The organism is Streptomyces sp. CG 926 (genome assembly GCF_003148825.1).
Classification (GTDB): Bacteria; Actinomycetota; Actinomycetes; order Streptomycetales; family Streptomycetaceae; genus Streptomyces.
On sequence record NZ_QGGZ01000001.1, the window covers coordinates 275,899 to 288,384 of the forward strand.

Annotated in this window: 9 protein-coding genes and 1 riboswitch; of the genes, 1 reads left to right on the forward strand and 8 read right to left on the reverse strand. The window is 73.0% G+C overall.

Annotated elements, in window-relative coordinates; translation table 11 throughout:
- Positions 1 to 19: 19 nt before the first annotated feature.
- The 4 genes from BCL76_RS01075 to BCL76_RS01090 all read right to left on the reverse strand — a co-directional run bounded on the left by BCL76_RS01075 (position 20) and on the right by BCL76_RS01090 (position 5,629).
- A complete protein-coding gene (locus tag BCL76_RS01075) occupies positions 20 to 1,900 on the reverse strand; it encodes an ATP-binding protein (protein WP_109777351.1) in 1,881 nt (626 codons plus the stop codon).
- Positions 1,901 to 2,273: 373 nt separating this feature from the next.
- Positions 2,274 to 3,515: an MBL fold metallo-hydrolase gene (locus BCL76_RS01080; protein WP_109777352.1), complete on the reverse strand. Its 1,242-nt coding sequence runs from the start codon at positions 3,513 to 3,515 to the stop codon at positions 2,274 to 2,276.
- A gap of 190 nt (positions 3,516 to 3,705) precedes the next feature.
- On the reverse strand, positions 3,706 to 4,491 hold the full coding sequence (locus BCL76_RS01085) for an SGNH/GDSL hydrolase family protein (protein ID WP_109777353.1): 786 nt from the start codon (positions 4,489 to 4,491) through the stop codon (positions 3,706 to 3,708).
- Between the two features lie 163 nt (positions 4,492 to 4,654).
- Positions 4,655 to 5,629: a M23 family metallopeptidase gene (locus BCL76_RS01090; RefSeq protein WP_109777354.1), complete on the reverse strand. Its 975-nt coding sequence runs from the start codon at positions 5,627 to 5,629 to the stop codon at positions 4,655 to 4,657.
- A 2-nt stretch (positions 5,630 to 5,631) separates the two neighbouring features.
- A riboswitch (cyclic di-AMP (ydaO/yuaA leader) is annotated at positions 5,632 to 5,807 on the reverse strand.
- A gap of 315 nt (positions 5,808 to 6,122) precedes the next feature.
- On the opposite strand from BCL76_RS01090, the gene BCL76_RS01095 reads away from it, so the two are divergent.
- On the forward strand, positions 6,123 to 6,914 hold the full coding sequence (locus BCL76_RS01095; protein WP_109777355.1) for a tyrosine-protein phosphatase: 792 nt from the start codon (positions 6,123 to 6,125) through the stop codon (positions 6,912 to 6,914).
- A gap of 49 nt (positions 6,915 to 6,963) precedes the next feature.
- On the opposite strand, the gene BCL76_RS01100 is transcribed toward BCL76_RS01095, so the two are convergent.
- From BCL76_RS01100 to shc, 4 genes are read right to left on the reverse strand one after another with little or no spacing between them, the layout of a single operon-like run.
- On the reverse strand, positions 6,964 to 8,382 hold the full coding sequence (locus BCL76_RS01100; RefSeq protein ID WP_109777356.1) for an aspartate aminotransferase family protein: 1,419 nt from the start codon (positions 8,380 to 8,382) through the stop codon (positions 6,964 to 6,966).
- Entirely contained in the window at positions 8,379 to 9,410 is a 1,032-nt protein-coding gene (gene hpnH / locus BCL76_RS01105) for an adenosyl-hopene transferase HpnH (RefSeq protein WP_109777357.1), read from the reverse strand. Before hpnH ends, BCL76_RS01100 begins: the two co-directional genes overlap by 4 nt.
- A gap of 5 nt (positions 9,411 to 9,415) precedes the next feature.
- Positions 9,416 to 10,081 (reverse strand): phosphorylase family protein, encoded by a 666-nt coding sequence (locus tag BCL76_RS01110; protein ID WP_109777358.1) that lies wholly within the window; start codon positions 10,079 to 10,081, stop codon positions 9,416 to 9,418.
- Positions 10,081 to 12,438: a squalene--hopene cyclase gene (gene shc / locus BCL76_RS01115; protein WP_258309185.1), complete on the reverse strand. Its 2,358-nt coding sequence runs from the start codon at positions 12,436 to 12,438 to the stop codon at positions 10,081 to 10,083. The genes BCL76_RS01110 and shc overlap by 1 nt, the downstream gene beginning before the upstream one ends.
- Between the last annotated feature and the right edge of the window lie 48 nt (positions 12,439 to 12,486).

The window sequence follows — 12,486 nt, forward strand, 5'->3', positions numbered from 1 at the left end:
ATGAGGTGAGGGGTCGGGGTCATACCTGGTTCTCCGACTGGGCGAGGCCGAAACCCCGTTGGAAGGCGGCCATCAGGCCCGGGTCGTGCACCGGCTGCTCGGGGTCCGCGGCCCGCCGGGGGGCGGGGGCCTCGCGGAGCTGGGGTGCGAGGTGCTCCTGGGCCCGGCGCCGGGGCAGCCGCGGCCGGTCACCCGAGTCCGGTACGCCGGGTACGTCGAGTACGTCGGGTACGGAACCGGGCGCGGGCTGCGCTTCGGGCTCGGGCGCCGACCAGGCCACGGCTCCGGTCGACGGGCCCGGGGCGGGCCCGCCCCGCGGATCGGCTACGGGCGCCGACCAGGCCACCGCTCCGAGGCCGTCCGCCTCCGCGGACCGGGGTGCGGGCAGGGGCGCGGGGTGGGACCCCGGCCGGGGCTCCGGCCGGGGGCGGGGCACGGGGGTGGACGGGGAGGGGGAGGGGGACGCCGACGCGGGTGCGGCGGCGGGTGCGGATGCGGCGGGTGCGGGTGCGGACGCCGGTGCTGCGTGCGGCTCGGGGTCGTGCGGGGCGGCGGCTCCCGGGCCCCCAGACGCCTGCCATCCCTCGGGCAGGGGCGCCGGCGGGGGCATCCGTACGGGCTCCAGCGGCGGCGTCGCCGCCCCCTGCCCGCTCCCCCACGAGGTGGCCCGCGAGCCCCCCGCCGCGTCGGCCGCAGTGGGCGCCTCGGCGCCCAGCAGCTCCTGCGGCAGGACCAGCACGGCGAGCACGCCACCGTAGATGTTCGACTTGAGCTCGACGGCGATCCCGTGCCGGCGGGCCAACGCCGCCACCACGAACAAGCCGATCCGGCCGTCCGCCAGCAGGTTCCGGACGCTGATCCGGTCCGGGTCGGCGAGCAGGGCGTTCATCCGGTGCTGTTCCTCGGCCGGCATGCCCAGCCCCCGGTCCTCCACCTCGACGGCGATCCCGGCGGTGACCCGCTCGGCACGCAGCACCACATCGGTGTCGGGCGCGGAGAAGACCGTGGCGTTCTCGACCAGTTCGGCCAGCAGGTGCACCACGTCCGCGACGGCGTGTCCGCGCACGCTGCCGCCGGCCGGGGGCACGACCTTGACCCGGGTGTACTGCTCGACCTCCGCGACCGAGGAGCGGAGCACCTCGCTCAGGTCGATGGGCCTGGTCCACTGGCGGCGGGAGGCGGCGCCGCCCAGTACGGCCAGGTTCTCGGCGTGGCGGCGGATGCGGGTGGCGAGGTGGTCGACGTGGAAGAGCTCCTTGAGCAGGTCCGGGTCCTCGACCGTGTCCTCCAGCTCGTCCAGCAGCGAGATCTCCCGGTGCACGAGGGACTGGAGCCGGCGCGCGAGGTTGACGAAGACCTCGACCTTGCGCTCGCTGTCGGTCGGGGCGGCCGGTCCGGCCAACCGCAGGAGGGTCGTGTGCGCCTCCTCGCGGGCACCGCGCAGCTCCTGCGAGAGCAGCCAGAACTCGTCCATCCCGGCCGGGTCCCCGCCGGGCGGCGGCGTGCTCGGTCCGCCCCGCACCGGCCGGGGCGGGGTCTCGCCCCGTTCCAGCCGGTCGGCGGCCGTGCGCAGCTCGCCCCGGCCGCGCACGCTGGAGCGGCGCAGCGCCTCGCACCGGTCCCGTACGGCCTTACCGGCGCGCTGGGCCCCGAGCAGGGCCGCGGCAAGGGCGCCCACCACGAGGAGGGCGCAGCCGGTGAGCACCGGCCACAGTCGGGCGTCGCGGTCGCCGGCTCCCCCGCCGAGCTGGAGGGTGAAGATCACCGCGGCGGCTCCGCTGAGCGCGGCGGCGAGCGTGGGCAGTACGGCGGCGCGCACCAGCAGGGGGCGTATCTGCCGGCTGGGACCGGTGACGGCGTGTCTCGACGGTGCGTGGCGGGCGGCGCGGAGTCCGGACATCTGCGTCCTCGGTACGTGGGGCCCGGCCCCCAGCGTTCCCGGGGCCCGGTGTTGATCACCGAATACCCACGCTAGACCCCACCGCAGCACCCCGGACTGCCAGTTGGCGAACTTCGCGGGGGTGCTTCCCGCTCCCGGTGGAGCGCTCGTACAGCAGCCCGAATGCGCCGGTCAGGCCCTGGGAGCGCCCCGGCGCCGCCCCACGGCAGCCGGGTCGATCGGGAAGCGGGGCCCGGACGACCGGTCCGGACGACGGACCCGGGCAGCGGGCCCGGGCAACGGATCCGGGCAGCGGACCCGGGCAGCGGACCCGGACGACCGGCGGCCGCCCCGACGTGCCGGGGCGGCCGTGAGCTCCGTCCGGGCCCGTTCGCTACGACCCGACGGACTCCTGCTTCTCCTGGCCGCCCGCTGCCGCGGATCCCACCCGGGCCGCCGTCCCCGCCACCGACCCGGCGGCCGGCGTGGGTACGGCCGAGGGGCCGTCGACCCGGCCGCCCGCCGGCGTCCCGGCGACGAAGGGCCGCCACCAGGGCAGACGCGGGGCGTCGGCGGCGTTCGGCTCGAAGGGCTGACCCGGGATCGGCAGCGCGACGGCCGCTCCGGCCCCGTCGGCCGCGGCCAGCGTGCCCTCGCCCGGCTCGTCCCACGGGTGCAGGGCCAGGTTGAAGGTGCCCCAGTGGATCGGCAGCATCGTGCCGTGGGGGGTGCCGCCCTGCAGGTCGAGGTGGGCGCGCATGCCTTCCTCGGGCGTCATGTGGATGTCGGGCCAGTACTCCGAATACGCACCGATCTGGATCATGGTGGCGTCGAAGGGCCCGTGCTCGGCGCCGATCTCCTCGAATCCGGGGAAGTAGCCGGTGTCCCCGCTGTGGTAGATCCGGTGCTCGTCGCCCGCGACGACCCACGAAGCCCACAGGGTGTGCTGCTGGTTGCGCAGGCCACGGCCGCAGAAGTGCCGGGCGGGGGTGGCCGTCAGGGTGAGACCGGCGACCTTGGTGCTCTCGTTCCAGTCCAGCTCGCGCAGCCGGTCGGCCGGTACTCCCCAACGCTCCAGGTGCGCGCCGACGCCCAGCGGAACGGCGAAGACCGTGTCCGTACCGGCGAGCGCCTTGATCGTCGGCAGGTCGAGGTGGTCGTAGTGGTCGTGCGAGATGACCACGACGTCGACCCGGCCGAGCGAGGCCAGCGGGACCGGGACCGGGTGCAGCCGCTTGGGTCCGGCGAAGGGGAAGGGGGAGCACCGCTCGCCCCACACCGGGTCGAACAGCACCCGGCGCCCGTCGATCTCCGCGAGCACGCTGGAGTGGCCCATCCAGGTCAGTCGCAGGCCGCTCGCGGGCGGCTTCGCCAGGTCCGCGAGGGTCGTCGGATGGACGGGGATCGGCGCCGCGGGGCTGCGCCGCACCCGCTGCTCCCGGTGGAAGTAGATCTTGGCGAACTCCGCCATCGAGCCCGAGGGCCGATTCCGGGCCCCGACCGGGTTCTGGAAGACGCCGTCGGCGAAGTTCGGCGAGCGGCGGATCCGCTCCAGCCGGGCACCGGACGGGTCCGCACCGAAGGCTTCGGGCCGCAGGGCACGCAGCCGCGGACGCAAGGGACGGGAGCCGGTCAAAGCGCCTCCAGGGAGGATGGGGTCAGGACGGTCGTCGCTCTACGACCATCCCAACGCACACCGACCCCGAAGGATTCCGCTTCCGGCTCCCGCACCCGCCGGGAAGTGTCGCGGACACTCCCGGGCCGTCTCCCGCCGATCTTGCCGGCCCATGACCGCCCGGCGCCCGGCAGGATCCGGAACGGCCGACCTAGAGCGGCAGCAGGTCCGGCCGCTTCGCCTCCACGTGGTCCCCGGAGGATTCCCCGCGCAGCCGGCGGCCGATCCACGGCGCGAGGTGCTCGCGCGCCCACTGGATGTTGTCCCGGGTCACGTCCACCGAGCCGCGCGGCCGCTCCGGCGGCCACGGCTGGTCGGGGTCGGCCGGCACGTCCAGCCCGAGCACCTGGGCGGCGCGCAGCGCGACCCGGGTGTGTCCCTCGGGCGAGAGGTGCAGCCGGTCGGTGTCCCAGGCCCGTCGGTCCTGTACGGACTTCAGCGACCAGAGGTCGAGCACCGGGCAGTCGTAGCGGTCGGCGATGGCGCGGACGTGCGCGCTGTACGTCGCCACCTTGCCGCGCAGGTGCTTGAGCACCGGTACGCCCCGGGTGTCGAAGCCGGTGGTGATCATGACCTGTCCGACGGCCCCGGTGAGGTCGGCCACGGCCGCCTCGAACCGCTCCGCCACGTCGTCCGGGTCGGTCCCGGGCCGGATGATGTCGTTGCCGCCCGCACAGAAGGTCACCAGGTCCGGTGCGAGGGCCTTGGCTCTCGGGAGCTGGTCGGCCACGATCTGGTCGAGAAGCTTCCCCCGCACGGCCAGATTCGCATACCGGAAGTCATGCTCTTCGCGCTGATCGGATAGGAGCACGGCGAGCCGGTCCGCCCAGCCGAGATAAGAATCCCCGGGTCCCGGGTCCCCCACACCCTCGGTGAAGCTGTCCCCGATCGCCGCGTACGAGCCGATGGTCTTGAGTTTCGTCGTCGTCGCTGCCACGAAAGACCATCCTTCACTCCCGCAAGCAACCTACGCCAACGTAATAAGGGGTTGACGGACCGTGATCTCTACCACGCGGGAGATAAGGAATAAGTACACGTGAGGCCGGGACCCCCCTCGGGTCCCGGCCTCACGCGTGTCGGTGGTCCGACGGCGGGTGCCGTCAGAGGCTCGCGCCGTTGGCGCGGAGGTAGGCGATCGGGTCCATGTCCGAGCCGTAGGACGGGGTCGAACGGATCTCGAAGTGCAGGTGGGGGCCGGTCGAGTTGCCGGTGGAGCCGGAGAGGCCGATGGCCTGGCCGGCGGTGACGCTCTGGCCGGAGGAGACGGAGAGCTGGGAGAGGTGGGCGTACTGGGAGTACTTGCCGTCCGCGTGCCGGATGACGATCTCGTTGCCGTACGAGCCGCTCCAGCCGGCGGAGACCACGGTGCCCGCGCCGACCGCCTTGACGGTGGTGCCCATGCTCGCGATGAAGTCGACGCCGGTGTGGTAGCCGGAGGACCACATGCTGCCGGCGACCTTGTACTGGGTGGAGATGCCACCGCCGACCGGGGCCACGAAGCCGGCGGCGGACCGCGGGGCGGCGGCGGGGGCCTCGGCCTGGGGCTCGGCGGCGGCCTCCGGCTGCGCCGGGGCGGCCTGCTCGGCGTGCTCGCGACCCGGCTTCGGCGCGGCCTGCTCGGCCGGCTTCGCGTCGGCCTCGGCCTCCGCCTGGGGGGCCGGGGCGGCCTCGGCCTCGGACGGAGCCGGCTCGCCGGGACCGCCGAGGTGGAGCTTCAGGCCGGGGTGGATCAGCGACGGGTTGCCACCGACGGCCTCGCGGTTGTCGGCGTACAGCTGCTCCCAGCCGCCGGACAGGTGGCGCTCGGCGGCGATCTTGGAGAGGTAGTCGCCCGGCACGACGGTGTAGACGGTCTGGGCGGTCTGCACGGCGGCGGGCGCCGAACGGAGAGCGAGGGGAGCCTGCGTCGCCACCGCGGGGGTCACCGCGGGGGCGGCGGTCGGGGCGCCGGCCGCGTGGGCGCCGGCGGCACCGATCAGCGGCAGCGCGAGGGCCGCGCCACCGGTTCCGGCGACGGCGAAACCGCGGGAAAGGGAAAGGGACTTGGGACGGCGGTGCTTACCCTTTGCAGGCATGACGAATTCCTCTCCGGCGCCTGCGAGGTGAGCTGTCGGGTTCGGACTGGAGATGTCCGGCCGTACATGTACGGAACATGAACGACTTCACCCCGAGCCGTCCCGGTGAAAAGATCTCCGGAACAGCGGCTTACCTGGTTCCCCCGCTCCTGCCGCGCGAATAGGTCGGATGCGGTTTCCGGGAGGCGGCAGGATTTGGCGGTCCACCCGGATCGATCGCGAAGGTAATCCCTTGCGGCCGCACGGAACAAGCCGCGAATTCCCTGACGGAATAACAGGGATGAGGGAGCGACGGAACGACCGTCACCCTCCGTCCATTCCGCACCGCCAACAGCCCCTCCGACGGGGCCATTCACCTTTGACGATCAGGCACTCACGGTCACCGTATGATCTGGCTCACGGGGGCGTACCCGATCTCGCCTCCGGATATGGCAAGTTGGCGCCAAGTAGTGTAATTCGGACAGAGGACCCACCACGTGGCGGAGGAGTTGCTTTGACCCAGCAGATACAGGAGCCGGAGCTGTCCGGAGTGCGCAATTTCCGCGATGTGGGCGGATTGCCGACTTCTGACGGACGAACGGTCAGGACGGGACGACTGTACCGAAGCGGACATCTCGCACATGCCACCGAAAGCGATGCAGAGTTCCTCGCATCGCTCGGGCTCCACACCATCTTCGACTTCCGCAACGTCGCCGACCACGCGCTGGAGGGGCCGGACGTCGAGCTGCCCGGCGTCCGGAACGTCAACATCCCGCTCTCGGACCCGGCCGACGGCCGGGAGTTCTGGCGGCTGGTCCGCGACGGGGACCTCGTCCAGCTGCGCGAGATCCTGGGCGACGGCAAGGCCGCGGCCCGGATGTCGAACTCGTACCGCGGGATCATCCGGCAGCGCACCGCCGAGCACAGCCGGGTCGTGCACGCCCTCGCCGAGGACAGCGTCCCCGCGCTCATGCACTGCGCGGCCGGCAAGGACCGGGCCGGCCTGTCGATCGCCGTCACCCTGCTCGCGCTGGGCGTCGAGCGCGCGGCGATCGTGACGGACTACCTGGAGTCGAACGCCCCGCACCGCCGCTATCGCGTACGCCGCACCGACGAGTCGGCGGGTGCCCGCTCCCCCGAGGTGATGGAGCTGCTCGCGCCGCTCTTCGACGCCCGCGCCGAGTACCTGGTGGCCGCCTTCGACACCATCGACGAGGTGTGGGGCGGGGTGGACCGCTACCTGGCGGAGGGCCTCGGGCTGACGCCCGAGACCCTCGACCGACTGCGCGACCGGCTCCTCGTCTGACGCGGACGGGAACCGGCCCGACCGGTTCCCCCACGGGGTGGGCGGGCCGTCAGCGCGTGGCGACGGCCTGCTTCACCAGTGTCCTGCCGAAGTCCCAGATCAGCCCGGACCCGCCGTGCGCCTCGTCCATGACCTCACGGAAGGCGCCCACGAACCGGTCCACGTCCCCCTCGTCCACGATCAGCGGCGGGATCAGCTTGATCACCTCCAGGTGGTCCCCGGAGACCTGGGTCAAGATCCGGTGCTTCTGCAGCAGGGGAACCACTACCATCTGCGCGAAGAGTCCCTTGCGGGCCGCCTGCAGCATGGTCCACCGGCTGCGCAGGCCCAGCGAGGACGGCCGGCCGAACTCGATGCCGATCATCAGCCCGCGCCCCCGCACCTCGTGCAGCAGCTCGTACTCGTCCACCAGGGCGGCGAGGCGCCCGCGCAGCAGGTCGCCCATGCCCCGGGCGTTCGCCACGACCTCCTCGTCCTCCATGACGGACAGGACCGCGAGGCCGGCCGCCATGGCCTGGGCGTTGGAACCGAAGCTCGCGGAGTGGACGAGCACCCGGTCCATGGACGAGTAGACCTTCTTGAAGATCCAGTCCTTGCCCAGGGTCGCTCCGATGGGGACGTATCCGCCCGAGAGCGCCTTCGCCACGCACACCAGGTCCGGTTCCACCCCCGGCTCGTGCTGGTAGGCGTAGAAGTCACCGGTACGTCCGAGGCCGGTCTGCACCTCGTCCGCGATGAGCAGCGCCCCCCGCCCGTGCAGCATCTCCTGGGCGGCGAGCAGGAATCCGGGCGGGGCGGCCAGGACCCCCTTGCCCTGGATCGGCTCGACGACGAGGGCGGCCACGTCCCCGCGCTTCAGCTCCCGCTCCAGGGCCGCGAGGTCCCCGAGCGTGATCCTCGTGTCGGGGAGCAGCGGTGCGAAGCCGTCGCGGAACCCGCTCTCCCCGTTCACCGAGAGGGAGCCCGCGGTCAGCCCGTGGAAGGCGTGGTCGCAGTAGAGGATCCTGGGGCGCCCGGTGGCGTACCGGGCGAACTTCAGGGCCGTCTCCACCGCCTCGGTGCCGCTGTTGCCGAAGAAGACCCGGTCCAGGTGCGGGCTGTACGAGAGCAGCTTCTCGGCCAGCAGTCCCGGCAGCGGCTGGCAGTCGAAGCGGGTGAGGTCGGCGAGCTGGGCGTCCAGGACGTCGTGCAGGGCCCGGCGCACGACCGGGTGGTGCCGGCCCAGGCCCATGACCCCGAACCCGGCCAGCATGTCCAGGTAGTCGTTGCCCTCGGCGTCCCAGAAGTGGGCGCCCTCGGCCCGCTCGTAGACCTTGTCGAAGCCGATGGTGTGCAGCATGCGGGGCAGCTGGTGGTTGAGGTGCCGGGCGTGCAGCTCGTACCGCTCCGACCCGCGTTCGGCCAGCAGGGCGCCGAGGTCGAAGCCTTGGCCCCGGCCGCCCCCTTCCTCCCGTGGCCGCCCGGTCATGCCGACGTGTCCCGGTTGCCGGCGACCGCTTCCCGGGCCGCGCGCAGGGATTCCTTGAGGGAGCCCATGGTCGCGAGGACGGCGGTGGGCTCGTAGCCGCAGTGCGCCATGCAGTTCGCGCAGCGCGGGTCCTTCCCTCGGCCGTACTTGTCCCAGTCGGTGTCGTTGATGAGTTCGCGGTACGTCGGTACGTATCCGTCGCTCATCAGATAGCAGGGGCGCTGCCAGCCGAAGAGGGAGTAATTCGGAATGGCCCAGGCCGTGCACGGGAAATCGGCCTTTCCTTCCAGGAAGTCCAGGAAGAGCGGGGAGTGGTTGAGCCGCCAGCGCCGACGGTTGCCTCCCGCGAATGCCTTCCTGAAGAGCTCTCGGGTCTGTTCGACGCCGAGGAAGTGCTCCTGGTCGGGTGCCTTCTCGTAGGCGTAGGCGGGCGAGATCATCATTTCGTCGACCTGGAGGTCGTCATTGAGGTAGTTGAGTACCTCGATGATGGTCTGCGGGGTGTCGGTGTTGAAGAAGGTGGAGTTGGTCGTCACGCGGAACCCGCGCCTCTTCGCCTCCTTGATGGCGGCGACCGCCTCGTCGAAGACGCCTTCCTTGGCCACCGACTCGTCGTGGCGCTCGCGCAGACCGTCGATGTGCACGGCGAAGGCGAAATACGGGGAAGGGGTGAACTTCTCGATCTTCTTGCGCAGCAGCATCGCGTTGGTGCAGAGGAATACGTACTTCCGCCTCGCCACCAACTGCCGGACGATCTCGTGGATCTGCGGGTGCATCAAGGGCTCGCCGCCCGCGATGGACACCATGGGCGCACCGGACTCCAGCACGGCGCCGACCGCCTGGGCGACCGGCATGCGCTGCTTGAGCACCCCGGCCGGGTGCTGGATCTTCCCGCACCCCTCACAGGCCAGGTTGCAGGCGTAGAGCGGTTCCAGCTCGACGATCAGGGGGAACTTCTCGCGCTTGCGGAGTTTCTGTTCGAGAAGATACGTCCCGACCCTGATGGACTGGCGCAGCGGCATGGCCATCTGGCTCACCTCCTGGGGAGCAGCAACGAACGGTGCCATTCATGAAACGCGGGCAGTACGGCACGCAGGACACGGAAGGCCGATATTCCCCCGCGAACCGTGCCGATACGGACGAGCTCGTGCTCCGGAGCGTCCACGATCACCCGGACGGCCGCAACCGGACGTCCACCTCCCCGGGTGGCGGCCCACAGGGTGGCCGCGGACTCCATGTCGACCGCGACGGCGCCGGTGGCGCGCAGCTGCGCGCGCTCCTGGCCGCGGACGACGTGGTCGGATCCGGTCAGCGCGCCACGGTGCACGGTCCGGCCGGGCGCGGCCCGGGCCAGTGCCTCCGCGAGCAGGGCGCTGCCGGTGCAGGGGACGATCCCCCGCGGGTCCCGGGTCTCCTCGGCGACGACGAGGTCTCCGGGGTGCATGCCGGGTACCAGCCCGGCGCAGAAGCCCGTCGCGAGGACGGCGGCCCGGTCCATGCCCGGCCGCTCCAGTGCGCGGCCCAGCGCCCGCTCGGCCGCGCGCGGGCCCATCCCGGTGCGCAGCAGGACGTGCCCGCCGGCCGATCCGCGCCCGGAGCCGCCGCCGGCGCTGCGCAGCGCCACCTGCTCGATGCGCAGCGCGCAGGCCACCAGCAGCGGGTCGGTCCCGCGGCCCCGGTCCCCGTCGGCGGCGGGCATCACGCCTCCCCTGCCGCTGCCGGGTGCGCTCCGGCCGGGGCGAACGGTTCCCCGTACAGGTAGCGGCCGAGCGCGGTGAGCGGGAACACCTGCCGGTACAGGTGGTAGTTGATGGAGAAGTCCCAGGGGAAGCCGGTGCCGGTGAAGTACGGCTCGTCCCAGGTGCCGTCCTCCTTCTGGGTCTCCACGAGGTGGGCGATGCCCCGCTCGACGGCCTTGCCCTCGCGTTCGCCGGCCGACAGCAGGGCCATCAGCGCCCAGGCGGTCTGCGAGGGGGTGGAGGCGCCCTTCCCGGCCCAGGACGGGTCCTTGTAGGAGCGCTGGTCCTCGCCCCACCCGCCGTCCTCGTTCTGTACGGACTCCAGCCAGCGCACGGCCCGCCGGATCGCGGGATGCCCCGGGGCGATCCCGGCGGCGACGAGGGCCGGGACCACCGAGCCGGTCCCGTAGACGTAATTGGTGCCCCAGCGGCCGAACCAGCCGCCGAACGCCTCCTGCTCGGCGAACAGCCAGTCGATGCCGCGTCGGGTCCGGGCGTCCTTCGCCCGGCCCTCGAAGGCGAGCATCTCCACCACGTGGGCGGTGACGTCGGCCGAGGGCGGGTCGATGACCTCGCCGAAGTCGCAGAAGGGCAGCTTGTTCGGCAGGGGGCTGGTGTTGTCGGCGTCGAAGGCGCCCCACGCCCCGTTCCTCGACTGCATGCCGAGGTTCCAGGACACCCCGCGGGCGATGGCCCCCTCGACCCGGGCCGGGTCCGGGTGCTTGATCCGGCGCAGGGCGAGGACCACCTCGGCCGTGTCGTCGATGTCGGGGTAGGTGTCGTTGTGGAACTCGAACGCCCAGCCTCCGGGGGCGAGGCCGGGCCGGCGTACGGCCCAGTCGCCCGTGCGGACGATCTCCTCGCCGAGCATCCAGTCGGCGGCCCTGACCAGCGCCGGGTGGTCGGGGCGCAGACCCGCGTCGGCCAGGGCGATCGCGGCGAGGCAGGTGTCCCACACCGGGGACTGGCAGGCCTCGATCATCCGGGCGCCGTCCGCGCGCCACACCGCGAACCGCTCCAGGGACTCCAGTCCGGCGCGCATCACCGGATGTCCGAGGTCGTAGCCGAGCAGGTGCAGGGCGATGACCGAGTACACGGCGGGCGGCTGGATCCCGCCCCAGCAGCCGTCGTTCTCCTGGCGTTCGACGATCCAGCGGCCGGCGGTGGCCATCGCGGCCTTGCGCAGCCGGCGCGGGGCGAACCGGCGGTAGACGTGCAGGGCCTTGTCCATCCGCTGGAAGGCGCCGTCCCAGCTGGTCAGCGGGGCGAGTCTCCTGACCGGGTGGGGCGTGCGCGCGTCGGCGTGCAGCTCGTCGAGGGCGAAGGGGGCCGGGCGGACCGGGCGCAGCGCGGAGACCACGGTGAGCGGGACGATGGTCTGGCGGGCCCAGCAGCCGAAGTCGTAGATGTTCAGGGGCACCCAGGGCGGCAGGAAGACCAGCTCGGGCGGGAGTTCGGGCAGGTGCTCCCAGTTCCACCAGCCGAAGAGGGCCAGCCAGATCCGGGTGAAGACGCGGGCGGCGGCGATCCCGCCATGGGCCCGGATCCAGGCCGAGGCGCGGCTCATGTGCGGGGCGTCCGGCGCGTCCCCGGCGAGGCGCAGTGCGACGTAGGCCTCGATGGTGGCGGACAGTTCGGGCGGTCCGCCGTGGAAGGTGGCCCAGGTGCCGTCCTCCCGCTGCTCGCCGCGGATGAAGAGGGCGGCCGCCCGGGTGGTGGCCTCGTCCCGGATCCCGAGGAACTGCCGGAGCAGCAGGTCCTCCGCGTCCATGGTGACGTTGGTCTCCAGGTCGCCCTTCCACCAGCCCTCGGGATCCTGGCGGTCCAGCAGGTTCCGGGTGGCGCGCGCGGCGGCCTCGTACACCAGCGGCCGGGTGCCGGCCGGCGGCTCGGGCAGGTCCGCGGCGGTCCGGGCCGTGCCCGCCCGGTCCGGTCCCGGACCGGCCGGGACGTCCGCGAGCACGCTCACGCGCACGCGGCCTGCGGGCTCGTCCCGTGGACGGGCCTCCGGGCCGAAGCCGGGCGGCGCCGCGCCGGGTGCCCGCGTCGTGCCCGGCCGGTCCCCGACCCTGCCCACGCGCACCCGGCCGCCGTCCGCTCCGGGTGGGCCCGGCGGGCCGTAGTCGGCGCGCGGGCCGGCCGCGCCCGACGCGTCGCCGTACTCGACGCGGGGCCGGGCCGCGTGGGGCGGGGCCGGGGGCCCCACTTCGGCGGCCGGGCCGCGGGCGGGCCCCACGCCGGGGGCCGCCGGGAGGCCCGGGGTGGATTCGCTGCCGGCGCCGGCGCCCTCGGCGCTGCCGTCGGTCGTCGCTGTCATGGCTTCCCCTTAGAACAGTGTCCTCTGCTGTGCTGGGGTCTGCCGTCG

What these genes read in the sequence shown, in the direction of transcription:
- BCL76_RS01075 (WP_109777351.1), bottom strand. Translation starts at nt 1,900, where the DNA reads ATGTCCGGACTCCGCGCCGCCCGCCACGCACCGTCGAGACACGCCGTC.
- BCL76_RS01090 (WP_109777354.1), bottom strand. Translation starts at nt 5,629, where the DNA reads ATGCCTGCAAAGGGTAAGCACCGCCGTCCCAAGTCCCTTTCCCTTTCC.
- BCL76_RS01100 (WP_109777356.1), bottom strand. Translation starts at nt 8,382, where the DNA reads ATGACCGGGCGGCCACGGGAGGAAGGGGGCGGCCGGGGCCAAGGCTTC.
- hpnH (WP_109777357.1), bottom strand. Translation starts at nt 9,410, where the DNA reads ATGGCCATGCCGCTGCGCCAGTCCATCAGGGTCGGGACGTATCTTCTC.
- BCL76_RS01110 (WP_109777358.1), bottom strand. Translation starts at nt 10,081, where the DNA reads ATGCCCGCCGCCGACGGGGACCGGGGCCGCGGGACCGACCCGCTGCTG.
- shc (WP_258309185.1), bottom strand. Translation starts at nt 12,438, where the DNA reads ATGACAGCGACGACCGACGGCAGCGCCGAGGGCGCCGGCGCCGGCAGC.